Here is a 22,605-nt window from a genome sequence, read left to right as displayed (position 1 = left end):
CGCTCGCGGCCCCCTCACGTCGCGTAGTCGGGCTCCTTGCGGTCCAGCATTCGCTTCAGCGCGTCGAAATGCCGCTGCGACGGGCTCGGGCCGTTGTAGAGGTGGTCGTCGCGGAAATCGCGCTTGGTCTTCTCGACCACCTGCGCCGGCAGTTGCTTCAGCGGTTGATGGGTCCACATCGCGTAGATCTGCACCTGCGCGGCGCGCTCGATGTAATACAGCCTGTCATAGGCATCGGCGATGGTTTCGCCGACGGTGGAGATGCCGTGGTTGGCCATGAACAGAATGGTCTTGTTGCCGATCACCTTGGCGAGCCGCGCCCCTTCGGCCGGATCGAGTGCGGGACCGGTGTAGAGATCGTCATAGGCGATCGCCTCCGACAGCCCGACCTCGGTCTGCCCGATCTCCTTGATGCGCGGATCCTCGAGCCGGGTCAGCGCGCTGGCGAACGGCATGTGGGTGTGGAACACCGCCTTCGCTTGCGGCAGCGCCTTGTGGATCGGTGCGTGGATGCAATAGCAGGAGCGCTCGACCTCGCCCTCGCCGCGCTTCACCTCGGCATCGTCGAGGCCGACTTCCATGAAGGACGATGCGGTCACCTCCGACCAATGCATGCCGAACGGGATCTGGTAGTAGCGGTCGGTGCGGCCGGGCACCACGAAGGTAAGATGGTTGAAGATGCCTTCCGAGAAGCCGTGGATGTAGGCGAGCCGATGCGCTGCCGCGAGATCGACCCGCGCCTGCCATTCCTCGGCGCTCGAGCTGTCCCGCAGCGATGTCGGCGAAACCCTGAACTGCATGCGCGTGCTCCCGTCTATGCCGGCCTCTCGATGGAGGCCAGGTTGATTTTATGAGCGGGATTGTAACGCAATCCGGCGGTAAGCTCGGGTGAAATTGCCGCTGGCCTGCCATCCGGATTTTGCGGACCGGCCGGGTTATGGGATGATGCACTGCGAAGGCGGCTGCTTCGGCGGTAACGACCTAGTGTCGCCGCCGCTGCGCGCCACCAGTGACGACTTGCACGAAGCACGACGAGAACGGGAATGAACAAACCACAGGGACCCAAGCCGAGGGCGTTCGATCCGGCCGAGGTGAGGGAGAGCAACTACACCAGCTATCCGCCGCTGCACCGCGCCGTCAACCAGACGCGCTACAACCGGCGGCTCGGCGATCATGCCGGCCTCACAAACTTCGGCGTCACCCTGACGCGGATCATCCCCGGCGGTCAGTCCTCCTATCGTCACGCGCATTCGCGACAGGACGAATTTGTCTACGTGCTGGAGGGTGAAGTCGTGATGGAGACCAATGCCGGGGCGCAGGTGCTGACAGCGGGCATGTGCGCCGGCTTCCCTGCCGGCTGCGGCGACGCGCACCGCTTCGTCAATCGCACCGACAAGGACGTCAAGCTGCTGGTGGTCGGCGATCGCACCGCAGGCGACGAGATCAGCTATCCCGACGTCGACATGCATGCCGTGCTCGGCGCCGACGGCGCCTACAAATTCACGACGAAGAAGGGTGAACCGCTGTAGGCACCGCACAACGGTAGCCCGGATGCAGCGCAGCGCAATCCGGGCTACGGATGTTCCGTAGGGTGGGCAAAGCGAAGCGTGCCCACCTTTACTTGCACGTCAGGTGAGTGGTGGGCACGGCGCTTGCGCCTTTGCCTACCTACGCGACCTCACCCCAACTACGACGACCGCGCCAGCGCGCCGTCGATCATGTTGACCGCGTTCGTCACACCGTAGACCGCGACGAAGGAGCCGAAGCGCGGGCCCTTCTCCTGGCCGAGCAGCACCTGGTAGAGCATGTTGAACCAGTCGAGCGAGACGCCGGGGCGGCCGTCCTTGCCCTTCTTGTTCAGGTCGAGGAACGGCTCGCGGCGGCCGATCTCGTAGACCACGTTCTGGATGTCCTCGGCGGTGGCGTCCGGCGCCATGTTGGCGAGCGCATCGCGCAGGTCCTGCAACGCTGCGCGTTCGCTCTCGGTCGGCTCGCGGAACTGCTTGGTCGGCGCCACGAAGTCGCGATAGTAGTTGATGGCGTAGCCGACCATCGCGTCGAGCTTCGGATGGGTCTGCGGCGTCACGCCTGGCCGGTAGCGGCCGATGAAGCCCCACAGCGTCTCGGCGTTTTCGGCGTTCGACGACGACACCAGCGTCAGCAGGAGCTGGAAGGTGACGGGCATGTCGGCCTGCGGCGGCTTGCCGGCGTGAATGTGCCAGACCGGGTTCTGCAACTGCTGGCGCGCCTCCTGCCTGGGGAAGCCGTCGAGGAACTGCTGGTAGTCGTCGACATTGCGCGGAATGACGTCGAAGAACAGCCGCTTTGCCGCCTTCGGCTCGCGATACATGAACAGCGACAGCGATTCCGGCGAGGCGTAGCGCAGCCATTCGTCGATGGTCAGCCCGTTGCCCTTCGACTTCGAGATCTTCTGGCCCTTCTCGTCGAGGAACAGTTCGTAGTTGAATCCCTCGGGCGGCGTGCCGCCGAGCGCCGAGCAGATCTTGCCGGACAGCTTGACCGAGTCGATCAGATCCTTGCCGGCCATTTCATAGTCGACGCCGAGCGCGAACCAGCGCATCGCCCAATCCGGCTTCCACTGCAGCTTGCAGCGGCCGCCGGTGACGGGGACGGTGACGCTCTCCTTGGTCTCGGGATCGTCGTAGGAAATCGTGCCGGCCTTGGCGTCGTGCGCCGTCACCGGCACGTAGAGCACGTGGCCGGTGCGCGGACAGATCGGCAGGAACGGCGAATAGCTCGCCGCGCGCTCCTCGCGCAACGACGGCAGCATGATCGCCATCACCTTCTCGATCCGCTCCAGCATGCGCAGCAGCGCCGCATCGAACCGGCCCGAGGTGTAATACTCGGTCGAGCTCGCGAATTCGTAGTCGAAGCCGAACTGGTCGAGGAAGGCGCGCAGCCGGGCGTTGTTGTGCTGGCCGAAGCTCGGATGGGTGCCGAACGGATCGGGCACCTTGGTGAGCGGCTTGCCGAGATGCTTCTCCAGCATCTCCTTGTTCGGCACGTTGTCGGGCACCTTGCGCAGGCCGTCCATGTCGTCGGAGAACGCAAGCAGCCGCGTCTTGATCTTGTCCTCGGTGAGCACGCGGAAGGCGTGGCGCACCATCGAGGTGCGCGCGACCTCGCCGAAGGTGCCGATATGCGGCAGGCCCGACGGGCCGTAGCCGGTCTCGAACAGCACCTCGTCCTTCGGATTTTTCTTCAGCCGCGCCACGATCGCTTTCGCCTGCTCGAACGGCCAGGCGTTGGATTGTTCGGCGAGCGCGCGCAGGTCGCTCGGGCTGGCGGCAAGATCAATCACGGACATTCCTCAGACTCTCTCCAAAAAAGGCCGCAAAACTAACGCTTCCACGGCAAAATGCAAAACAAGGGCGAAGCCGGCACTGGCTCCCTCGCCCCACTCTTGCGGGGCGAGGGTTGGGGTGAGGGGTCGATCCGCTTCATCGGCAAGAGACGGATTCGCGGAGATTCCCCCTCACCCGGACTTCAAGCTGCGCTTGAATTCCGACCTCTCCCCGCAGGCGGGGCGAGGTGAAGGACTCCGCGTCAGAACGGGCTGATCGAGAAGTAGCGCAGCCACAGATCAGTGAAGCGGCCTTTTTCCCAGATCCGGAACAGCGCCCAGTTCAACGATTGCCGGAGCAGGTCGTTGCCCTTGCGCACGGCAATGCCGATGCCCTCGCCGAAATAGCGGCTGTCGACGAAGGGACCACCGGAGAAGGCGCAGCATTCTGCTGAATCGGTACCGTTGATCCAGAACGCCAGCGAGATCGCGTCGCCGAAGATGAAGTCGACGTCGCCGCGGCGCAGCGCCGCACGCAGCGCGTCGTCGTTGGGATAGGAATGGATCTCGGCGTCGGTGAACATCGCCTTGAGATAGGCCTCGTGCGAGGTCCCGGCGATCACGCCGACCTTCTTGCCCTCGAGATATTCGGGACGGATTTCCGGCATCACGTTGTCGCGGCGCGACACGAAGCGCGCCGGTGCACGGTAATAGGGATCGGTGAAATCGACCTTGGTGCGGAGCTGCGGCGTCACCGCCATCGACGCGATGATGGCATCGCCGCGATTGGTTGCGAGCGCATCGATCAGGGTCTCGAAACGGCGCATCTGGATGGTGCAGGTGACCTTGATCTCGTCGCAGAGCGAGCGGGCCAGATCGACATTGAAGCCGGCCGGATTGCCGTCGGGGCCGGTGAAGTTGAACGGCGGGTAATCGGTCTCGGTCAGGAAGCGGATCACGGTGAGGCGCGACAGGTCCGGCCGGTCCGGGCGCCGCCGCGGGTCCCAGAAGCCGGGCACCGCCTGCGGTGCGGCTTGGGCTGCCTTCGGCGCCGGGCTCTGCGCCGCGACTGGCGGGGCGGCGGGCGCGGGGGCTGCCGGAGCCGCTTGCACCGGCGCCGGAACCGGCTTTGCCGGCGAGGTCTCCGCGGGCGCCGGCTGCTCCGACCGCGTCTGCGCGGCCACCGGCACGGTCAAGCCGAGCAACGCGCCCGCGACCACCCACCCGGCCAGCCGGACGGCTGGGCGCAACGAGGCGGCAACGGATCGGGCGGACTGATCGGACATGACCGGCAATTTAAAAGGAATTGGCTGGGCTTATAGACCATCCGACGCCCGAAGCGAGCGCCGAATGGGTTAATTCTGCCCCGGAATTGGCGGATGGCGCGAACAGCGGAGATCGGCTCCTCGCAAGGATCTTGCCCGAGCCGCTGGCTCAGAGATACTTTTTCAGGTCGGCCGCCGCTTCGTCGGGCGTCCGTTTCAGATTGAACGGCGAAATGAAATTACCGTCGCGATCCATCAGATAGATCAGCGCGGTGTGATCCATTGTGTAGTCGCCATCCTTGAGCGGCACCTTCTTGGCGTAGACCCGATATTCGGACAGCACTTTCGCAACCGCGGCGGGATCGCCGGTGAGGCCCTTCAGGTGCGGATCGAAACTCGAGAGGTAATCCTTCATCGCGGCTGCGGTGTCGCGCTCGGGATCGACCGAGACGAAGTAGGCGTTCACCCGGTCGGCATCCTTGCCCATCGCCTTCAACACCTCCGAGATCTCGAACAGCGAGGTCGGGCAAACGTCAGGGCAATGGGTGAAGCCGAAGAAGATCAGCGTCGGCTTGCCCTTGAGGTCCTTGTCGGTGACCGTCCGGCCGGACTGATCGGTGAGCTGGAACGGGCCGCCGATCGCGGCCGGCGCGGCGACCGTGCGTAAGCCCCCGACCGCCCACAGCATGAGGGCGAGGCCGACCGCCAGGCTGACGGCGAAGGCGGCAAAGATCACCAGCGGGCGGGTGGTCCGAGGCATGATGGCGAACGTCCTCTCTTAGAGGCAGGCGGAGATGCCGGCGGTGATCATTTCGAAAAACACCGCAGTCCCGTAATGGAACCAGAGCACGGCAGCGGCAAGCAGGGCCAGCCCGCCGATACCGGCAGCGCCCCAGAGGATCGCAGACGCCACTCGGCCCTGCGCCGGGCCGGCGATATCGTGAAGTCGGGCGGAGATCGGCTGAACCATGGCTTTGAGATAAGGCGGGTTCCGCCGGCCGGCAAGCACGATGGCTGTCGGCGCGATCACGTCATGCGGAGGCTGCGGCCCGAAGGACGCGTCGGCTCTCTCGACACTCGATCCCCGTCCTTACTTCCCGGCAAATTGCGGGGCGAGGCCAACCACGTCGGCGGCGGTCAGTGCGAACTGGGCCTGCCCGCCGACGCCTGGGCGTCGAGATAGCAGGGCTTGTAGAGCGCCTGTAGTTGCTTGCCGCGGAGGAAGAGCATCCGCGGCGTCAAGCCGCCGCGCGCGGCGATCCATCTACGCACCGCGGGCGGGTACATCGAATAGAGCATATGGGTCGCTTCAGGATTGGTGACGGCACGGCCGTTGGCACCGAAATCCCAGGCGGCATGAAAGCCGAGCGTGGCGTGCGAGGTGACGCAAATCCGGCTGCGCGGAACCGCGCCGAGCACGATGGTGCAGGCCGATGCGCAGAGCCCGTCGATGATCACGGTCTCGCCCGACGAGCGCAGATTTTGATATCTGTCGACGTAGGTTCCGATCCGCCCGCCGCGATCGTCGGCGATCCTGACCACGGCATGCGACGCCCCCATTCCCGCCAGCAGTAGAACCGCAGCGAGCAACCCCGTCATCAACTTCATTGGCCAGCCCCAGTCGAAACCGAATCTGATTGTCTTGTGATGCAAGATGGGCGAGAGCGTGTTGCGAGACTGAATTTTTGTCCAGACGAGCGCGGCTCTTCAAATCAAATTCAAATTGGGTGTTGCGCGCACGCTGCAGTCGAAAAGCTGCAAGGTCCCAAACTGGAACAACTTGCCGCAACCACTTGGTCGCTCCTCGCCACCGGCAAGCGCCGCTCGATGTTGACCGCGCGCAATGAGGCGGTCTTGAATCGCCGCGGGCCGGGGAGAACGAAAATGGCTGACGATGCAGACGTGATCGTGGTTGGCGCCGGGCTCGCCGGCCTCGTCGCGGCAACAGAGATCGCGGATGCCGGCAAGCGCGTCATCGTGCTCGATCAGGAGGGGGAGCAAAGCCTCGGCGGGCAGGCTTTTTGGTCGTTTGGTGGACTGTTCCTGGTCGATTCGCCGGAGCAACGACGGCTCGGCATCAAGGATTCCGTCGACCTTGCACTGCAGGACTGGATGGGAACCGCGGGCTTTGATCGTGACGAGGATCACTGGCCGCGCAAATGGGCCGAGGCCTACGTTGCCTTCGCCGCTGGCGAGAAGCGCGCCTGGCTGCGCGCGATGGGCCATCGCAACTTCCCGATCGTCGGCTGGGCCGAGCGCGGCGGCTACGACGCGATGGGCCACGGCAACTCGGTTCCGCGCTTCCACGTCACCTGGGGCACCGGACCCGGCATCGTCGAGCCGTTCGAGCGGCGGGCGCGTGAGGCCGCGAACAACGGACGGTTAACCTTCAAGTTCCGCCACCGTGTTGACGCGCTAAGTGTAACCAATGGCACCGCTGACGGCGTGAGCGGCGCCATCCTGGAACCAACCACCGTCGAGCGCGGCAAGAGCTCCTCGCGCACGGTGATCGGCGACTTCTCGCTGCGCGCGCCGGCGGTGATCGTCGCCTCCGGCGGCATCGGCGGCAATCATGATCTGGTGCGGCAGAACTGGCCGACGCGGCTCGGCCAGCCGCCGAGGTTCATGATCTCCGGCGTGCCCGAGCACGTCGATGGCCGCATGATCGGCATCACCGAGGCCGCCGGCGGACGCATCATCAACCGCGACCGGATGTGGCACTACGTCGAAGGCATCCAGAACTGGAATCCGATCTGGCCGCGCCATGGCATCCGCATCCTGCCGGGGCCGTCATCGCTGTGGTTCGACGCCACGGGCAAGCGGCTGCCCGCGCCGCTGTTTCCGGGCTCCGACACGCTCGGGCAACTGCACCACATCATGGGCACGGGCTATGACTATTCGTGGTTCATCCTGACCCAGAGCATCATCAAGAAGGAATTCGCGCTCTCCGGCTCGGAGCAGAATCCCGATCTGACCGGCAAGAGCTGGCGCATGACCATCAAGCGCGCCACCAACAAGGGCGCGCCGGCGCCGGTGGAAGCATTCAAGCGACATGGTGCCGACTTCATCGTGCGCGACAATCTCGCCGATCTTGTCGGCGCGATGAACACGCTCGCCGGCAATGAGCTGTTGAAGCTGGACCACATCAAGGCGCAGATCGAGGCGCGCGACCGCGAAATCGCCAATCCCTTCGTGAAGGACGCGCAGGTGATGAACCTGCACAATGCGCGCCGCTATATCGGCGACAAATTGATCCGCACCGCAAAGCCGCACCGTATCCTCGATCCCGAACACGGCCCGCTGATCGCGGTGAAGCTCAACATCCTGACCCGCAAGACGCTCGGCGGCCTCGAGACCGATCTCGACTCGCGTGTGTTCGGACACGACCACCAGATCATCCGCGGGCTCTATGCCGCAGGCGAAGCCGCCGGCTTCGGCGGCGGCGGCATGCACGGCTATCGCTCGTTGGAGGGCACCTTCCTCGGCGGCTGCCTGTTCTCGGGCCGCAATGCGGGCCGCGCGGCGGCGAAGGCGGTGGGGTAGGGCATGTACCTATGAAACCGGCGGCGTCATGTGACTGGTGACTACGCCCGCTTTGCTCCTACGGCGACCAAGTCCGCACCTGAGCGCAGTTATGTTCGCGATGGGCCAGAAGCCGGCCACGACGCAATTTGACCATGGTCGGCTTCTGTCCCGAAAGCGGAAATTGCGCCCCCTGAGAAAAGGTCGGCTTGGGGGGGGGCCAAGAGCAGACCCGCTCCATTAATCCGTTTGAATGAGGTCGCCGATCGAAATAATTCCATCCGAGAGAACCTCGGCCCGCACGCCGCCTCGATCGCGATAAGCCTCCGCAAATCCCATCTTGCCAGTGACTGCGGACGGGAGATGGCATGGCCTTGTCGGTTCGGAGCCGCGCAGGCGCACGGCGCCGATGCGGAATTCCTTGCCCAGCAATCCATAGACGTCCATACCGTCGACGACGATGTTGCGTCGCGTTTCATTCGCTTCGAAGGGAATGAGACCTCGCTGGACCAACTCTCTATTCGCGGCCTCGATGGCTTCGCAGGCGATCAGGGAAACATGGCGTGCTGCCGCGCGCGGCAATTTCGAGTAAGAGCCCTCACCACGTTCGTACCGATCCCCTTCCAGCCCGCGACCGGCAAAAACCCGCACTGAGGTGCACGTCTGCATAGGCTGTCCAATGGCGGAGGCGACAAACAGACCAACAACGCTCGCCATGGCCAACCTCCTGTGATTGATGCACATGTTCCCCGGAACGATGGCCATCCGAGTTTCCACGTGGCATTCGCGGCGCCCGGGGATGAGTTCAGCGTTGAAACTGCCCTGAAGGCGTCATAAGCAGAAGGGAGAATTTGCTACTACCTGCATTAGGATTGGCGATGGCAAAGCCCTCCAACTGGGAAGCTCGCATCGGCCGGCGCATACGTCTGCACGACCTGCACGCGTTCGCGACCGTGATTCAATCTGGGAGTATATCCAAGGCGGCTGTGAAGCTCGGCGTTACCCAGTCGGCGATATCGCAGATGATTGCGGATCTCGAAGCCACTCTGCAGGTCAGACTGCTCGACCGCAGCACCCGTGGTGTCGCATCCACGGTGTTTGGGGACGTTCTCCTCCGACGGAGCCGCGCGGCCCTCGACGAGTTGCGTCATGGAATGGAGGAAATTTCATTCCTCAGCAATCAAACAACGGGCGAGGTGCGCGTCGGTTGTCCCGAGTCCATTTCATCTGCCGTGTTGCCGCGGATTGCCAATCTATTCTTCCGGCAATACCCGCGCGCCGTTCTTGACGTCGAGCACATTAATCTCGGTCGGCTGTCGCTTCTCCTCGACCGCAAGATCGACCTCGTGATCGCCCGGGGCAACCGCAGTTTTGGCGCGCCGGAGATTCCAGATGAAGTCGATGTCAGAACACTGTTCGAGGACGAGCTTGTTGTCGCCGCAGGGCCGAACAACCGCTGGTTCAATCGTCGCAAAATTGAACTTGCCGACATCGTTCACGAACGCTGGATCTTGACCGAGCCAGGGATATGGAATCACTCGGTGGTCACGGAGGCCTTCGCGGCACAGGGACTTGAGGTGCCCAATATCAGCATGCGAACGCTCTCGGTGCATATGCGGACCCAACTGATCGCGACGGGGGATTTCATCACCACATTGCCGCGCTCGGTATTGCACCTGTACGCCGAACGCTATTCGCTAAAGGCGCTGCCGGTCGACCTCCCCGCCCGACCGTGGCCTGTGTCAATCATCACCCTGAAGAACCGTTCATTGAGTCCGATCGTGCACCGCTTCATCCGGTGCGCCGAGGACGTCGCAAAGGAGATGGATGCCCAACCGCGCTTGCGCCAATCGCGTTAGCACCCAGCCGCAGATGCTCCTTGAGGAAGTCCGGATCAACGTCGACAACGACGCCTTTGCCGCGGTAATTCTTCAAAGACAAAATCGCGGACCATGGAATCCAATCGGCGCTGATCCGAATGTCTTTGAAGCCGTCACGCGTCATGAAGAGCCCGGGTTCGCGCGAGCCGAACCACCTGACACCGGCGTGAATGGCCGCTGATCAGAACAGGATGACGCCGGCGATCCCCATCAGCGATACCAGAATAGGTGCAACAAACGCGCGAACCGTTGATGGAGGAGGAACAAGGAAGCCAAAAAGAACGCCAATACACGCTCCGGTCATGAACAGCGCAGCGGCGGTCATAATCGTGCCCATGGCAACGAAAATTGCGAGCCGGACGCGGGATTCGTAGATTTCCAAGTAGTCGTTCGCTTTGGGCGTGCCGGACATATCAACGATCCAATAATGATCCAATCGCTGCGATTATTCTCAATCCTAAATTGTGAACTGCACTTCAACTCGCGTCCACATCCATCAAGCAACCGGCTTGCGGGAAACCGCCTTCCTTCGTCCGATCAGCGAAAGGGCTGCCCCGCTCCGCTTGCGAGGGACGTTTGCATGATTTCGGAATATTCGAAATATATTGCTGAGTTGCCCGACGTGTCAAGATGGCCGTCGAACGCTGGGCGCCGCCGGCACCTTTGCATGGGGTTGTTTTCGATATTTTGACAGCGCCCTCATCTCTCATCCGCCTCCGCGCTCGCAAAGCGGACGCCGAACGTATCGGCGTTGGCCTCGCCCCAATCGTAGAGCGCCTGCAGCATCGGCTTCAGCGCCTCGCCGCGCCCCGTCAGGCGGTAGCGCGAGGAGCTGCCGGCGCGCTCCTGCCTGACGAAGCCTGAATTGCAGAGATCGCGCAAGCGCTCGGTGAGGATCTTGTCGCTGAGCTGCGGGATGTCGTGGCGCAATTCGCCGTAGCGCATCGGGCGGATCTTCAGCCGGCTCAGGATCACGGTCTTCCACTTGCCGCTGAGCTGGTCGATCGAGAACTCGACCGGGCAACCATACTTCCGCTTGGTCTTGCGTATCATCTTGTTCTCCCGCCGCACTTTCCATCTGGTTCGTTGAGAGCGGCCATCGATGCATCTAAGCACGCTTCGCGGGGTTGGGAGAACAGCAGGACCGGCAAGGCATGACAGAGGACAGCTCCACCCCGGCCGCGCGCGACGCACGCACGACACGTCCGCGCATCGTCGTCAGGCGCAACGGGCCCTATGAACCCGACGGCAGCATTCCGATCGTCGATCATCTCGGTGTTCCCATCGCAACCGAAGCGCCGGTGCGACTGTGCCGCTGCGGGCAATCGCAGACCAAGCCGTTCTGCGACGACAGCCACCTCAGGCACGGCTTCTCCGATGCCAGGGATCCGCGGCGCGTGCCCGACAAGCTCGATGTCTACGAGGGCCAACAGGCGTTCATCTTCGACAACCGCGGCACCTGCGCGCATTCAGCCTTCTGCACCGACCGGCTCGGATCGGTGTTTCATCTCGGCGAGGAGCCGTTCATCACGCCAAGCGGCGCGCGGCTCGACGATATCGTCAACGCGGTGCGCAAGTGCCCGTCAGGCGCGCTCGGCATCGGCCTTGGCCCCGTGCGCGAGGCCAACCTGTCCGACGTCATCAGGCCGCCGCAGATCGACGTGTCGAAGGACGGCCCCTATCGCGTCACCGGCCATGTGGAGCTGATCGATGAGGACGGCGTCGCCATCGTGCAGAATGCTGGCGCATCGCGCGAGCATGTCAGCCTGTGCCGCTGCGGTTCGTCGTTGAACAAGCCGTTCTGCAGCGGCATGCACTGGAACGTCGCATTCCGCGATCCCGTCCCCGATCCCTCGCGCGAGCCGACGCTGTTCGAATGGGCGGGCGGCTATCCGGCGCTGCTCGACATGACGCGGATCTTCTACAGCCGCTACGTGCCGGACGACCCGCTGCTCGGGCCGCTGTTCGCCGAGATGTCGCCGGATCATCCCGAACGCGTCGCTGCCTGGCTCAGCGAAGTGTTCGGCGGCCCGCGCTTCTACACCGAGCGCTATGGCGGCTATCGGCGGATGATCTCGCAGCATATCGGCAAGGAGATCACGCCGGAGCAGCGTGCGCTGTGGGCCACCTACATGATGCAGAGCGCCGACGATGCCGGGCTGCCGTCCGATCCCGAATTCCGCGCCGCCTTTATCGCCTATATTGAATGGGGCTCGCGGATCGCGGTGGAGAATTCGTCTGCCGACGCCAAGCCGCCGCCGAACATGCCGGTGCCGCGATGGTGGTGGGTCTGCAACGCGACGCCCGGTGCGCGGCCGTCCGCCATGGCTGCCGACGCATCGGCGGCAAGCGAGGTCAATCCGGCGCTGCCCGGTCCTGACGAGGTCGTGCAATTCGAACAGCACATCCGGCCGCTATTCCGTCCGATGGACCGCAACTCGATGCTGTTCGCGTTCGACCTCTGGAAGGAGGCAGATGTCAGCAAGCATCGTCAGCAGATCTTGAGGCGGCTCGAGGCCGGAACCATGCCTTGCGACGGTGCATGGCCGGCCGAGCACATCGCGCTGTTCGCGCGCTGGGCCAATGCGCTGAAGCCGCAGACCTGATCGCGATCGCGCCGAGGCGATCTCCGCTGTCGTTCCTGCGAAAGCAGGGACCTATACCGACCGCTCCAATGGTTGAGTGCGCTGGTGCCGCAGTGTGCTCCACTACTCAATTCTGTGGCTATGGGTCCCTGCTTTCGCAGGGACGACACCGCCTTGTCGGTCAGCAAATGTCCCACATTTCCGCAGCTCACACCACAAACTCGCTGTCGCCCCTGCGCAAGCAGGGGCCCATACTCGGCGGCGGATGTTGTTGATGGGACTCGTCATTCCAGGGTCGCTCAACAATGACCATTCGTGGTTATGGGTCCCTGCTTTCGCACTAGGGCATCTACACATCTTTTCCGGACCGAAAAGTGACTCTCGATCAAGGACTTGCTTGCCACTCGATGACGCCATTTCGCGAGCAGAGCTTAGCAAAAGTGCGGCGTTTCTCTGCGTTGCTAAGCTAAGTCGTTGAGAAGACTCCGGAAGACATGTAGATGCCCTAGTGCTTTCGCAGGGACGACACTGAATGTGTTGCGCGGCCGGCGAGTCACGCATCCACATCTCGGTGCAATTCAAGCGGTTTCCATCAGCCGTGCTGCAAACTGCGCAGTGGCGGCGTCGCTGGAAACGCTATAGACAGTGCCCGCCATTGAAGTGGAGAGCCAAATGAGCATTCAGCGTTTCGAAACCGGCCCGCGCATGAGCCAGGCCGTCGTGCACGGCAACACCGTCTATCTGGCCGGCGTCGTCGCCAGCAAGGCCGCCGGCGGCAACGTCACCGATCAGACCAAGGACATCCTGTCGATCATCGACGGTCACCTCGCGAAAGCCGGTACCGACAAGTCGAAGCTCCTCAGCGCGACGATCTACATCACCGACATGAAGACCTTCCCCGAGATGAACGCGGTGTGGGATGCCTGGGTCTCGCCCGGCAACACGCCGGCGCGCGCAACCGTCGAGGCCAAGCTCGCGGCTCCTCAATACAGCGTCGAGATCATGGTGGTCGCCGCGAAGTAGACGCGACGATTGACGGCCTGGAATGGCGCGGCAGCCGCTGGCAGCCGCGCCATTCGCATTTATGCGGCGCGTGCCGTCCCCTTCTCCGCGTCGAGCTTGCGGGCAAACAGCCAGCGGAAATAGGTCAGCGGCGCATCGGCGCCGATCGCCAGCAGTTGATAATCCGGATCGGCATCGAGCACCTTCTGCTGCGCCTCGATGAAGTCCTTGTCCTCGTTGAAGCCCTCCTCAAGGGAGTGCCGCAGCGACAGCGCGATGTTCGGATTGTCGATGTCGAAGTCGTGCAGGTAATTCCAGAAGAAGTGGGTGCTCGAGCGCGTCTCCGGCGTCATGAACTGCGCGTTGCGATATTGCCGCGTCCCCGGAACTTGAACGCCTTTCTCCACGCCCTGCCCCGCCGGCGCAAAGGTGGTGTCGAGCGTGAAGATGCCCGGGATGATCATGCGGCCGATATTGCGGCGGTCGACCGGGTCGGCTTTGTTCGGAATGACCTTCCGGTGATAAGGCGGCGGCTCGGCGCCCATGTGCCAGCGCTCGACCCGGAAACCGTCATCCAGCTTCTCGATCGCGACCGGCTTGGTCTTGTAGGCGTATTCCTCGGATCCGCCGAGCGTATTGGTGTGGACGAAGGCGAGATGGGCGAAGTCGCTGAGATTGTCGACGATCAACAGCCAGTTGGCCTTGTAGTGCATGTAGCCTGGAAGTCCCCGCCACTTCGGATCTTCGAGCGGCGGATAATCGAGGATCAGTTTCGGATCGGCCTTTTCGGGGTCGCCGGTCCAGATGAAGATCATGTTGTAGCGCTCGACCACGGGATAGCTGCGCACGCCGAGCTTGGCGGGAATGGCGTCCTGGCCCGGAATCTGGATGCACCTGCCGTCGGCGGCGAACTTCATGCCGTGATACATGCACCTGATATCATCGCCCTCGATGCGCCCCATCGAAAGCGGCGCGGCGCGGTGACAGCAGCGGTCGTCCAGCGCGACCACCTTTCCGCTCGATCCGCGATAGAGCACGATCGGCCGCTCCAGGATGGTGCGTGCCAGCTTCTTGCCGTCGATCAGTTCCTGGTTCAGCGCCGCCACGTACCAGGCGTTGCGCAGGAAAATTCCGTCATGGTCAGTCAAGTCACCCTCCCGGTGCAATGTTGGTTGCAGCGAGGTTAGGTGATCGCGACGTCCAGGATAATCCGATTTGGCTGGACACACTGTACCGGGGGATGGACAATCCAGCCATGGAGTGGCGCGACTGGGAGCTGTTTTGCGAAGTTGTCGAGCACGGCGGCTTCACGGCTGCCGCGCGTGTGCTCGGGCACCCCAAATCGAGCCTCAGTGCTGCGGTGCAGCGCCTGGAAGCGAATCTCGGATTGCGGCTGATCGAGCGCACCACGCGGCACCTGCGGCTGACCGACGTCGGCGAGACCATCTATCGCAAGGTGCGCCCGCTGTTCGCCGCGCTGCACGACACCCACAGCGAGGCGCTGGCGATGAGCAGCGCCGTCGCCGGCACCTTGCGCATCAAGGCTCCCTACGAATTCGGCGCCCATCACGCAGGTCCGGTGGCCTGCGCGGTGATGAGCCACTATCCCGAGCTGTCGATCCGCATCGACGTCGAGCACGACATAGTCAACCCGATCGCCGAGAACTACGACATCGTGTTCGCGATGCTGGAGGCGCCGCTGCCGGCGGCCGGCATCGTGATCCGCCGGGTGTTCACGCTTGAGCGCGGCCTGTTCGCAGCCCCGGCGCTGCTGGAGAAATTCGGCGAGCCGCGCACGCTCGAAGAACTGAAGAAGCTCCCGCTGCTGACCGGCCCCAGCGATCCGCCATGGGCCGTCACCGCGCCCGGCGGGGCGGTCGAGCATCTCGCCGTCGATCGCGCGCGCCTCACCAGCTCGAACGCCCACGTCCGTCTCCAGGCGGCACTCGCCGGTCACGGCGTGCTCCGGGTGACCGCGAGCTACACCCGCGCGGCGGTCGCGGCCGGCCAGTTGCTGCGGCTGCTGCCGGATCATGCCTGCGAGCCGCTGAACGTGCACGCGCTGCTGCCGGCGCGACAATTCGTCCCCGCCAAGGTGCGTTGCTTCCTCGACGCCATGGAGGCCCATGCGCGCGGCGATCCCGAGGCGTATATCAAGCCATAGGATCCGTCCGGATGCCGATTTTCCCGAAACAACGCCCTGCCGGGAACCTATTCGCGCAAGCGGCATCAAATGCTCATCAGCCGCGAGAGTGAGAGCCCTCATGCGCCAGGCCCAGGTCACGACCACCACCCCGATCGCCACAGAAGACGCCGGTTTGGTGCAACGGGCGCTCGCCCGGGACGAGTCCGCGGTGCGCGCCATCATGCAGGCCAACAATCGCCGGCTGTTCCGGCTGGCGCGCGGCATCCTGCGCAACGACGGCGAAGCCGAGGACGTCGTGCAGGACGCCTATGTCCGCGCCTTCACCCATCTCGACCAGTTTCGCGGCGACTCCAGCCTGTCGACCTGGCTGTCGCGAATCGCGATCAACGAAGCGCTAGGCCGGGTGCGCCACAAATCGGCCAGTGTGGAATGGTCCGAGCTGCCACAAGCCTCCCTCGAGGCGCAAATCATCCAGTTCCCCCTGTCGTCAATGGACGATCCGGAAAAATCCATGGCCCAGCGCGAAATCCAGCATGTTGTTGAGCATGCGATCGATGAGTTGCCCGAGGCGTTCCGCCTCGTCTTCATCACCCGCGTGATCGAGGGCATGACGATCGAGGAAACCGCCGCAATTCTCAGCCTCAAGCCGGAGACGGTGAAGACCCGCCTGCACCGGGCCCGAACCATGCTGCGGGACAATGTCGAGCGGAAGATCGGCCCGGTGGTGATGGAGGCCTTCCCCTTCGCCGGCCGGCGCTGCGAGCGGTTGACGGACGCGGTGCTGAAACGGCTCGGCCATACCGCGTAAGAATTTCGGGAACCTCCGCGTTTCTGCACCATCCAACTCCTGTGCAATCAACCCGCGCCGGCCCCTGCCTGCGCAACAGGAGTGTCAAATCATGTTCGTTCGATTGAGCATCGCGGTCGCCGCGCTGAGCCTGTTGGGCAGCGCTGCGCTCGCCCAGAATGCAAAGCTCACCGATCCGCAAATCGCGCACATCGCCTATACGGCGGGCGTGATCGACATCAAGGCCGCCAAGCAGGCGGAATCGAAAGCGTCCAACAAGGAGGTCAAGGCATTCGCCAAGGACATGGTGCGCGACCATGAGGCGGTTAACAAGCAGGCATTGGACCTCGTCAAGAAGCTGAAGGTCACGCCCGAAGACAACGATACCAGCAAGGCGCTGTCGAAGCAGGCGGCCGACAAGCTCGCCGAGCTCGCGAAGCTGAAAGGCGCCGCGTACGACAAGGCCTATGTCGACAACGAGGTCGCCTATCACAAGACCGTCAATACGGCGCTGGAGACCCAGTTGATCCCGTCGGCGAGCAACCCCGAGCTGAAGAATTTGCTGCAGACCGGCCTGAAGATCTTCCAGGGCCACGAGCAGCACGCCGAGCACGTCGCGGCCAGCCTGAAATAGGGAGCTTCCCTGATGTCGTCGGGACGCCATCTCGCAATGCTTGCTCTGCTCACGCTCGGTGCGATGGCCGTCCCGGCGCATGCAGCCACCATCCAGATCGTGATGGAGAACCTCGTGATCTCGCCGGCCGAAGTCTCGGCCAAGGTCGGCGACACCATCGAATGGGTCAACAAGGACGTCTTCGCCCACACCGCGACCGCCCGGAACGGCAACTTCGACGTGACGCTTGCGCCGAAGCAATCCGCGAGCCTGGTGCTGAAGAAGGCGGGCACAGTGGACTACTACTGCCGCTACCATCCCAACATGAAAGCGGTGCTGAAGATCGCACCGTAGCGCGCCGCATGACGTCAGAGGTAATCGAGCGGGCGCTGCAAACCTTCGATAGTCCGGACAGCCGAATGATCCGGCACCATCGAAGGAGACAACCATGACCGACCACGCAACCGTCGCCCGCCGCTACATCGATCTCTGGAACGAACGCACGCCGAGCCGCCGCCGCGAGATGCTGAGCGAGAACTGGACCGCGGACGCCCGCTATATCGACCCGCTGATGAGCGGCGACAGTCACGAGGGCGTCGATGCGCTGATCGCCGGCGTGCAGCAAAAATTTCCAGACTTCAGGTTCAAGCTGATCGGTGAGCCGAACGGCTTCGGCGATCACGTCCGCTTCTCCTGGGGTCTCGGACCTGATGGCGTCGACAGCCCGATCAAGGGCACCGATTTCGCCACGCTGAAGGACGGCCGGATCAGGAGCATCACCGGCTTTCTCGACCAGGTGCCGGGCGCCTAGCGCACTGATCAGATTAAGTTGACCTGAAACAGCGTCCGAGGTCACCTCTCCCTTGGGAGAGGTCGATTTGCGAAGCAAATCGGGTGAGGGGTTACGGTCTATCGAGAGCGCAAGCCCCTCACCCGGATTGCACCGGACGATGCTTCGCATCGCCGAGCGCAATCCGACCTCTCCCCGACGGGGAGAGGTCGACAGAAGCCGCCGCGAGACGATTCAACCCAAACTCAGCCTGCCTTAGCAGCGGGATTCTTGTTTGACGCGGTTTCTGCACGCGAACCGGTATTCAGTTCGCTCGGAAACGCCGTGGCTTCCACGCCGGCGACGTCGCTGATAGTCTTCGCGAAACAACTCGGGAGGACACCATGAAGGCAGCTATCGCCTTCAAGACGTCTGCCGTCAGCGACATCACACCGGCGCTGCTGGCGATCGGCCGCGACAGCTTTCCACAAGCCCTGATCGGCGCACTGCGCCGCGCCGCCGGCGTCGGTCATTGCATGGTGTTCTCGTTTGCGGGTGCGCGGTCCGCCGCATGTCTGCTCGACGTCGGCAATATCCCGATCGGGGGCGACCTCGGTATCGCCTATTCCGAGCATTTCCACTTGTCAGACCCGAACCGCGATGCCGTGTTCGAGGGACAGTCACACGCGACGCCGATCGTACTGCCGAATTTTGCCCGCCGCATGTACAGCGACAGCTATCGCAAGATCTTCTTCGACGACTCCGACATCGTCGACAAATTCGCATCGGCGATCTGGGTCGACGACACCTGCTTCTACGTCAACTTCTATCAGATCACATCGCAAGGCCGCTTCAGCCGCGACCAGATCGCGCGACTGACCGCGATCGCGCCGGTGGTGACTGCGGCCGTGGCACGCCACTTCCAGCACGACGCCATCGAAACCGATCCGATGGGCCGGCTGAAGACCCTGTTTGCGGCCGCCGAGCCATTCGTCAGGCTGACCGGGCGCGAGAAGGAGGTCTGCCTGCGCATCCTTTCGGGCCTCAGCTCGGAAGCGATTGCCGCCGAGCTCGGCATCGGCCTGCATTCGGCCCTCACCTACCGCAAGCGCGCTTACGACAAGCTCGGCATCTCCTCACAGAACGAGCTGTTCGCGATCGCGCTGCGCCTCGTGGCATCGCCTCACCGGCTGAACTGATGAAGCGGCCGGACGGCGCCTGTCCCAAACCGTAGGGACAGACAGCGGGCGGGCCGCGACCTATTCTGGCGCGCGGATCGAGCCTTGAGGGGACAGCCGTGAGCACCGCGCCGCATTTCGACATCGATGTCGCCACTTTCTGGCAGGATCCCTACCCCACCCTTGCGCGGATGCGCAGAGAGGCGCCGATCGCCTTCGTGCCGCAACTCGGCAGCACGCTGCTGTGCAGCCGCGACGATATCTTCATCTCGGAGAAGCAGATCGACGTATTCTCTTCGCACCAGCCCGAAGGGCTGATGAACAAGCTGATGGGCCACAACATGATGCGCAAGGACGGCGATGCGCATATGAACGAGCGCAAGGCGATCTTCCCGGCGATCTCGCCGAAGACGGTGCGGTCACACTGGACCGCGCAGTTCCAAGGACACGCGACGCGCATCCTCGACGAATTGGATCCCGACGGCGTAATCGACTTCGTGCAGGCCTTCGCGCTGCCGTTTTCGGCCGAATGCCTGAAATCGATCACCGGCCTCACCAACATGCGCTACCAGGACATGAACGCTTGGTCGCAGGGCATGATCGACGGCATCGCCAACTATATCGGCGATGCCGCCGTCGAAGCGCGCTGCCACGCCGCGACCTCGGGCATCGACGCCGCGATCGACGACATGGCGCCGGTGTTGCGCAAGACGCCCGACCTCAGCCTGCTTGGCGTGTTGCTGCAAACCGACATGCCGATGGAGAGCGTGCGCGCCAACATCAAGCTTGCGATCTCCGGCGGCCAGAACGAGCCACGCGACGCGATCGCCGGCACGGTTTGGGCGCTGCTGACGCATCCCGACCAGCTCGAACTGGCGAGGAGCGGCGCCATCCCGTGGCTGCAGGCCTTCGAGGAATATGCCCGCTGGATCTCGCCGATCGGCATGTCGCCACGCCGGATCGCGAAGCCATGGGCGATCCGCGACATCGCCTTCGAGACCAATGAGCGCGTATTCCTGATGTTCGGCTCGGCGAACCGCGACGAGAAGCATTTCGACGAGCCCGACAAATTCGATGTCCGCCGCGATGCCAGCAAGAGCATCGCGTTTGGCGCAGGTCCGCACTTCTGCGCCGGCGCATGGGCCTCGCGCGCTATGGTGGCCGATGTTGCCTTGCCGGAGATCTTCGGGCGCCTGAACAATCTGCGGCTGGCTGCGGACAAGCCGCCGCGGATCGGCGGCTGGGCGTTCCGCGGACTGCTGGATCTGCCGGTGACGTGGGATGCATAGCCGCCAAACGGCGTGATCAGCGGTCCCAGCGCAGCACGACCGGATCCAGTTGACGCGCGATCTCGATCAAGCCGGCGCGCGTTGCCGGATGCAGCGGCTGCAGCGGATGCCGGACCATGTCCGACTTGATGACGCCACCCTCGCGCATCAGCACCTTGCAGGCCTGCAGTCCGCATTGGCGGTTCTCGTAATTGATCAGCGGCAGCCAACGCGCATAGGCCTGCATCGCCTCGTCGCGGCGGCCTGCGAAGAACGGATCCATGATCTGCCGGATGCCGTCGGGATAGCCGCCGCCGGTCATCGCACCGGTGGCGCCGGCGTCGAGATCCGCCATCAGCGTGATCGCTTCCTCGCCATCCCAGGGCCCCTCGATCACACTGCCGCCCTTCTCGATCAGGCCGCGCAGCTTGTTCGCAGCCATCGGCACCTCGATCTTGAAATATCTGATGTTGGCGAGCTCCTTCGCCATCCGCGCCAGGAAATCGACCGAGAGCGGGGTGCCCGCGACCGGCGCATCCTGGATCATGATCGGAATGCCGATGGCATCCGACACCACCCGATAGAATTCATAGATACTCGCCTCCGGCACGCGGAAGGTCGCGCCGTGATAGGGCGGCATGATCATCACCATCGCGGCGCCGGCGGCCTCGGCCTGGCGGCTGCGCGCGGCGCACACTACCGAAGAGAAATGCGTCGTCGTGACGATCACCGGGATGCGACCGGCGACATGCTCGAGCACCGCATGCATCACGGTCTCGCGCTCGGCATCGGTCAACACGAACTGCTCGGAGAAGTTGGCGAGGATGCAGATGCCATGGGAGCCGGCATCGATCATGAAATCGATGCAGCGGCGCTGCCCGTCGAGATCGAGATTGCCGTTGGCATCGAAGATGGTCGGCGCCACAGGGAAGACGCCGCGATAGGGGCGTTTTACGGAAACAGTCATGCCAGAACCTCGCTCGCGATCTGTTACACCTTGCGGAACGGCAACGGCGGCCCTTCGAGCCTGCGCAGCCCCGGCTCGCGCCGTTCCAGCCACCAGCCATATTGCTTCGGCCAGGACGCGAAAATCTCGCCGCTTCCGCCGCCAAGCGCAAGCTCGGCATGCAGCGGCCAGTTCGGATCGAACAGCGCCTCGCGGCCGATTGCGATCACATCGGCGTGGCCATTGGCCAGAATGTCCTCGGCCTGCTGCGGGTGCAGGATCAGGCCGACCGCGATGGTGGCGATATCGGCGGCGCGGCGGATCTCATCGGCATAGGGCACCTGGAAGCCGTAGCCGCGCGGAATCCGCGCCGCGGTCGCCGAGCCGAGCAGCCCACCGGAGGAACAATCGATCAGATCGACGCCGCGCGCCTTCGCCTCGCGGGCAAACGCGATCTGGTCGTCGAGCTGCAAGCCGCCGTCGATGCCGTCGACCGAGGAAATCCGCACCGACAGCGGCCGCTCCGCGGGCCAGGCGGCGCGCACGGTCTCGATGATCTCGAGCGGATAGCGCATGCGTCCGGCGCGATCGCCGCCATAGGCGTCGGTGCGGCGGTTCGACAGCGGCGACAGGAATTCGTGCAGGAGGTAGCCGTGCGCGCAATGCACCTCGACGAATTCAAACCCGGCCTCCAGCGCGCGCAAGGTGGCGAGACGCCAGTGTTCCCGGAGCGCGGCGAGCTCATCGATCTCGAGCGCATGTGGCATCAGCCAGCCTTCCTCCATCGGGATCGCGCTCGGCGCAACCGTCCGCCACGGCAGATCACCGCGTGCACGATCGGCCGCATCGAGCGCGGCGTTGCCGTGCCACGGGCGCTGCATGCTGGCCTTGCGACCGGCATGCGCGAGTTGGATCGACGGCACGGCACCGTTGTCCTTCAGGAAGGCGGCGATGCGCTCGAGCGGCGCGATCTGATCGTCATTCCAGATTCCGACGTCACCATGGGTGATGCGGCCTTCGGCCACGACGGCCGCAGCCTCGATCATCACAAGCCCGGCACCGCCCTGAGCGAATTTGCCGAGATGCACGAGATGCCAGTCGCTGGCAAGCCCGTCGATCGCCGAATACTGGCACATCGGCGAAATCAGGATACGATTGCGGGAGGTCACGCCGCGAAGCGTGATCGGTTGAAACAGAAGCGGCTGCGACATTGGTACCTGCGGGAGCGTAGGGCGGGCAAAATGATGCCGGAAAGCTAGGCGGCTAGCCGCCTCATCGCAAGCCGCCCAACGACGCAGGCGATAGGAGCTGGAGGCATACGGGCGGTAACAGGGCGGTCA

25 protein-coding genes are annotated in these 22,605 nt (G+C 63.8%); 13 read left to right on the top strand and 12 right to left on the bottom strand.

What is annotated here, in order from left to right; all coding sequences use genetic code 11:
• Nucleotides 1-14: 14 nt before the first annotated feature.
• The gene (locus tag P6U30_RS04710; RefSeq protein ID WP_407168375.1) at nucleotides 15-800 is read right to left on the bottom strand and encodes a class II aldolase/adducin family protein; all 786 of its coding nucleotides are present in this window, start codon (nucleotides 798-800) and stop codon (nucleotides 15-17) included.
• Between the two features lie 243 nt (nucleotides 801-1,043).
• Here P6U30_RS04710 and P6U30_RS04705 point away from each other — a divergent pair, with 243 nt between their 5' ends.
• On the top strand, nucleotides 1,044-1,529 hold the full coding sequence (locus P6U30_RS04705) for a cupin domain-containing protein (protein ID WP_407168374.1): 486 nt from the start codon (nucleotides 1,044-1,046) through the stop codon (nucleotides 1,527-1,529).
• Nucleotides 1,530-1,687: 158 nt separating this feature from the next.
• On the opposite strand, the gene P6U30_RS04700 is transcribed toward P6U30_RS04705, so the two are convergent.
• The 5 genes from P6U30_RS04700 to P6U30_RS04680 all read right to left on the bottom strand — a co-directional run bounded on the left by P6U30_RS04700 (nucleotide 1,688) and on the right by P6U30_RS04680 (nucleotide 6,177).
• Complete coding sequence (locus P6U30_RS04700; RefSeq protein ID WP_407168373.1) at nucleotides 1,688-3,328, bottom strand: lysine--tRNA ligase; 1,641 nt, start codon at nucleotides 3,326-3,328, stop codon at nucleotides 1,688-1,690.
• A 239-nt stretch (nucleotides 3,329-3,567) separates the two neighbouring features.
• A complete protein-coding gene (locus P6U30_RS04695) occupies nucleotides 3,568-4,590 on the bottom strand; it encodes a transporter substrate-binding domain-containing protein (protein WP_407168372.1) in 1,023 nt (340 codons plus the stop codon).
• A gap of 148 nt (nucleotides 4,591-4,738) precedes the next feature.
• Nucleotides 4,739-5,329: an SCO family protein gene (locus tag P6U30_RS04690; RefSeq protein ID WP_407150251.1), complete on the bottom strand. Its 591-nt coding sequence runs from the start codon at nucleotides 5,327-5,329 to the stop codon at nucleotides 4,739-4,741.
• An 18-nt stretch (nucleotides 5,330-5,347) separates the two neighbouring features.
• Entirely contained in the window at nucleotides 5,348-5,599 is a 252-nt protein-coding gene (locus P6U30_RS04685; RefSeq protein WP_407168371.1) for a hypothetical protein, read from the bottom strand.
• Nucleotides 5,600-5,706: 107 nt separating this feature from the next.
• Complete coding sequence (locus P6U30_RS04680) at nucleotides 5,707-6,177, bottom strand: hypothetical protein (protein ID WP_407168370.1); 471 nt, start codon at nucleotides 6,175-6,177, stop codon at nucleotides 5,707-5,709.
• A 276-nt stretch (nucleotides 6,178-6,453) separates the two neighbouring features.
• On the opposite strand from P6U30_RS04680, the gene P6U30_RS04675 reads away from it, so the two are divergent.
• Nucleotides 6,454-8,112 carry an FAD-binding dehydrogenase gene (locus P6U30_RS04675; protein ID WP_407168369.1) on the top strand — a complete coding sequence of 553 codons (1,659 nt, stop codon included), beginning with the start codon at nucleotides 6,454-6,456 and terminating at the stop codon, nucleotides 8,110-8,112.
• A gap of 219 nt (nucleotides 8,113-8,331) precedes the next feature.
• Here the strand turns inward: P6U30_RS04675 and P6U30_RS04670 are convergent, their stop codons facing one another.
• Nucleotides 8,332-8,808, bottom strand: a complete 477-nt coding sequence (locus P6U30_RS04670; RefSeq protein WP_407168368.1) for an MOSC domain-containing protein — start codon at nucleotides 8,806-8,808, stop codon at nucleotides 8,332-8,334.
• Nucleotides 8,809-8,969: 161 nt separating this feature from the next.
• On the opposite strand from P6U30_RS04670, the gene P6U30_RS04665 reads away from it, so the two are divergent.
• A complete protein-coding gene (locus tag P6U30_RS04665) occupies nucleotides 8,970-9,950 on the top strand; it encodes a LysR family transcriptional regulator (protein ID WP_407168367.1) in 981 nt (326 codons plus the stop codon).
• Nucleotides 9,919-10,152, top strand: a complete 234-nt coding sequence (locus P6U30_RS04660; RefSeq protein ID WP_407168366.1) for a hypothetical protein — start codon at nucleotides 9,919-9,921, stop codon at nucleotides 10,150-10,152. The genes P6U30_RS04665 and P6U30_RS04660 overlap by 32 nt, the downstream gene beginning before the upstream one ends.
• On the opposite strand, the gene P6U30_RS04655 is transcribed toward P6U30_RS04660, so the two are convergent.
• Nucleotides 10,153-10,383: a hypothetical protein gene (locus tag P6U30_RS04655; RefSeq protein ID WP_407168365.1), complete on the bottom strand. Its 231-nt coding sequence runs from the start codon at nucleotides 10,381-10,383 to the stop codon at nucleotides 10,153-10,155.
• Between the two features lie 287 nt (nucleotides 10,384-10,670).
• Nucleotides 10,671-11,024 (bottom strand): winged helix-turn-helix transcriptional regulator, encoded by a 354-nt coding sequence (locus tag P6U30_RS04650; protein ID WP_407168364.1) that lies wholly within the window; start codon nucleotides 11,022-11,024, stop codon nucleotides 10,671-10,673.
• A 101-nt stretch (nucleotides 11,025-11,125) separates the two neighbouring features.
• Between P6U30_RS04650 and P6U30_RS04645 the strand changes: the two genes are divergently transcribed.
• Nucleotides 11,126-12,577 (top strand): CDGSH iron-sulfur domain-containing protein, encoded by a 1,452-nt coding sequence (locus tag P6U30_RS04645; protein ID WP_407168363.1) that lies wholly within the window; start codon nucleotides 11,126-11,128, stop codon nucleotides 12,575-12,577.
• Between the two features lie 651 nt (nucleotides 12,578-13,228).
• Nucleotides 13,229-13,579 carry a RidA family protein gene (locus P6U30_RS04640; RefSeq protein WP_407150241.1) on the top strand — a complete coding sequence of 117 codons (351 nt, stop codon included), beginning with the start codon at nucleotides 13,229-13,231 and terminating at the stop codon, nucleotides 13,577-13,579.
• A 59-nt stretch (nucleotides 13,580-13,638) separates the two neighbouring features.
• On the opposite strand, the gene P6U30_RS04635 is transcribed toward P6U30_RS04640, so the two are convergent.
• A complete protein-coding gene (locus P6U30_RS04635; RefSeq protein WP_407168362.1) occupies nucleotides 13,639-14,706 on the bottom strand; it encodes a Rieske 2Fe-2S domain-containing protein in 1,068 nt (355 codons plus the stop codon).
• Between the two features lie 107 nt (nucleotides 14,707-14,813).
• Between P6U30_RS04635 and P6U30_RS04630 the strand changes: the two genes are divergently transcribed.
• From P6U30_RS04630 to P6U30_RS04600, 7 genes are all read left to right on the top strand, one after another.
• Nucleotides 14,814-15,722 (top strand): LysR family transcriptional regulator, encoded by a 909-nt coding sequence (locus P6U30_RS04630; RefSeq protein ID WP_407168360.1) that lies wholly within the window; start codon nucleotides 14,814-14,816, stop codon nucleotides 15,720-15,722.
• A 100-nt stretch (nucleotides 15,723-15,822) separates the two neighbouring features.
• The gene (locus P6U30_RS04625) at nucleotides 15,823-16,512 is read left to right on the top strand and encodes an RNA polymerase sigma factor (RefSeq protein ID WP_407168359.1); all 690 of its coding nucleotides are present in this window, start codon (nucleotides 15,823-15,825) and stop codon (nucleotides 16,510-16,512) included.
• A gap of 91 nt (nucleotides 16,513-16,603) precedes the next feature.
• Entirely contained in the window at nucleotides 16,604-17,125 is a 522-nt protein-coding gene (locus P6U30_RS04620) for a DUF4142 domain-containing protein (RefSeq protein WP_407168358.1), read from the top strand.
• Between the two features lie 12 nt (nucleotides 17,126-17,137).
• Nucleotides 17,138-17,458 (top strand): cupredoxin family copper-binding protein, encoded by a 321-nt coding sequence (locus P6U30_RS04615; RefSeq protein ID WP_407168357.1) that lies wholly within the window; start codon nucleotides 17,138-17,140, stop codon nucleotides 17,456-17,458.
• A gap of 94 nt (nucleotides 17,459-17,552) precedes the next feature.
• Nucleotides 17,553-17,915, top strand: a complete 363-nt coding sequence (locus P6U30_RS04610; RefSeq protein WP_407168356.1) for a nuclear transport factor 2 family protein — start codon at nucleotides 17,553-17,555, stop codon at nucleotides 17,913-17,915.
• Nucleotides 17,916-18,277: 362 nt separating this feature from the next.
• The gene (locus tag P6U30_RS04605; RefSeq protein WP_407168355.1) at nucleotides 18,278-19,072 is read left to right on the top strand and encodes a helix-turn-helix transcriptional regulator; all 795 of its coding nucleotides are present in this window, start codon (nucleotides 18,278-18,280) and stop codon (nucleotides 19,070-19,072) included.
• Between the two features lie 98 nt (nucleotides 19,073-19,170).
• Entirely contained in the window at nucleotides 19,171-20,340 is a 1,170-nt protein-coding gene (locus tag P6U30_RS04600; RefSeq protein ID WP_407168354.1) for a cytochrome P450, read from the top strand.
• A gap of 16 nt (nucleotides 20,341-20,356) precedes the next feature.
• On the opposite strand, the gene P6U30_RS04595 is transcribed toward P6U30_RS04600, so the two are convergent.
• Both P6U30_RS04595 and P6U30_RS04590 read right to left on the bottom strand, forming a co-directional pair.
• The gene (locus P6U30_RS04595; RefSeq protein ID WP_407168353.1) at nucleotides 20,357-21,286 is read right to left on the bottom strand and encodes a dihydrodipicolinate synthase family protein; all 930 of its coding nucleotides are present in this window, start codon (nucleotides 21,284-21,286) and stop codon (nucleotides 20,357-20,359) included.
• 23 nt (nucleotides 21,287-21,309) lie between these two features.
• A complete protein-coding gene (locus tag P6U30_RS04590) occupies nucleotides 21,310-22,476 on the bottom strand; it encodes an NADH:flavin oxidoreductase/NADH oxidase (RefSeq protein ID WP_407168352.1) in 1,167 nt (388 codons plus the stop codon).
• Nucleotides 22,477-22,605 lie beyond the last annotated feature (129 nt).

The organism is Bradyrhizobium sp. ORS 111 (genome assembly GCF_045571485.1).
Taxonomy (GTDB): Bacteria; Pseudomonadota; Alphaproteobacteria; order Rhizobiales; family Xanthobacteraceae; genus Bradyrhizobium.
This window is presented reverse-complemented; position numbering and strand designations above follow the sequence as displayed.

What these genes read in the sequence shown, in the direction of transcription:
- P6U30_RS04710 (WP_407168375.1), bottom strand. Translation starts at nt 800, where the DNA reads ATGCAGTTCAGGGTTTCGCCGACATCGCTGCGGGACAGCTCGAGCGCC.
- P6U30_RS04705 (WP_407168374.1), top strand. Translation starts at nt 1,044, where the DNA reads ATGAACAAACCACAGGGACCCAAGCCGAGGGCGTTCGATCCGGCCGAG.
- P6U30_RS04700 (WP_407168373.1), bottom strand. Translation starts at nt 3,328, where the DNA reads ATGTCCGTGATTGATCTTGCCGCCAGCCCGAGCGACCTGCGCGCGCTC.
- P6U30_RS04695 (WP_407168372.1), bottom strand. Translation starts at nt 4,590, where the DNA reads ATGTCCGATCAGTCCGCCCGATCCGTTGCCGCCTCGTTGCGCCCAGCC.
- P6U30_RS04690 (WP_407150251.1), bottom strand. Translation starts at nt 5,329, where the DNA reads ATGCCTCGGACCACCCGCCCGCTGGTGATCTTTGCCGCCTTCGCCGTC.
- P6U30_RS04680 (WP_407168370.1), bottom strand. Translation starts at nt 6,177, where the DNA reads ATGAAGTTGATGACGGGGTTGCTCGCTGCGGTTCTACTGCTGGCGGGA.
- P6U30_RS04675 (WP_407168369.1), top strand. Translation starts at nt 6,454, where the DNA reads ATGGCTGACGATGCAGACGTGATCGTGGTTGGCGCCGGGCTCGCCGGC.
- P6U30_RS04670 (WP_407168368.1), bottom strand. Translation starts at nt 8,808, where the DNA reads ATGGCGAGCGTTGTTGGTCTGTTTGTCGCCTCCGCCATTGGACAGCCT.
- P6U30_RS04665 (WP_407168367.1), top strand. Translation starts at nt 8,970, where the DNA reads ATGGCAAAGCCCTCCAACTGGGAAGCTCGCATCGGCCGGCGCATACGT.
- P6U30_RS04660 (WP_407168366.1), top strand. Translation starts at nt 9,919, where the DNA reads ATGCCCAACCGCGCTTGCGCCAATCGCGTTAGCACCCAGCCGCAGATG.
- P6U30_RS04655 (WP_407168365.1), bottom strand. Translation starts at nt 10,383, where the DNA reads ATGTCCGGCACGCCCAAAGCGAACGACTACTTGGAAATCTACGAATCC.
- P6U30_RS04650 (WP_407168364.1), bottom strand. Translation starts at nt 11,024, where the DNA reads ATGATACGCAAGACCAAGCGGAAGTATGGTTGCCCGGTCGAGTTCTCG.
- P6U30_RS04645 (WP_407168363.1), top strand. Translation starts at nt 11,126, where the DNA reads ATGACAGAGGACAGCTCCACCCCGGCCGCGCGCGACGCACGCACGACA.
- P6U30_RS04640 (WP_407150241.1), top strand. Translation starts at nt 13,229, where the DNA reads ATGAGCATTCAGCGTTTCGAAACCGGCCCGCGCATGAGCCAGGCCGTC.
- P6U30_RS04630 (WP_407168360.1), top strand. Translation starts at nt 14,814, where the DNA reads ATGGAGTGGCGCGACTGGGAGCTGTTTTGCGAAGTTGTCGAGCACGGC.
- P6U30_RS04625 (WP_407168359.1), top strand. Translation starts at nt 15,823, where the DNA reads ATGCGCCAGGCCCAGGTCACGACCACCACCCCGATCGCCACAGAAGAC.
- P6U30_RS04620 (WP_407168358.1), top strand. Translation starts at nt 16,604, where the DNA reads ATGTTCGTTCGATTGAGCATCGCGGTCGCCGCGCTGAGCCTGTTGGGC.
- P6U30_RS04615 (WP_407168357.1), top strand. Translation starts at nt 17,138, where the DNA reads ATGTCGTCGGGACGCCATCTCGCAATGCTTGCTCTGCTCACGCTCGGT.
- P6U30_RS04610 (WP_407168356.1), top strand. Translation starts at nt 17,553, where the DNA reads ATGACCGACCACGCAACCGTCGCCCGCCGCTACATCGATCTCTGGAAC.
- P6U30_RS04605 (WP_407168355.1), top strand. Translation starts at nt 18,278, where the DNA reads ATGAAGGCAGCTATCGCCTTCAAGACGTCTGCCGTCAGCGACATCACA.
- P6U30_RS04595 (WP_407168353.1), bottom strand. Translation starts at nt 21,286, where the DNA reads ATGACTGTTTCCGTAAAACGCCCCTATCGCGGCGTCTTCCCTGTGGCG.
- P6U30_RS04590 (WP_407168352.1), bottom strand. Translation starts at nt 22,476, where the DNA reads ATGTCGCAGCCGCTTCTGTTTCAACCGATCACGCTTCGCGGCGTGACC.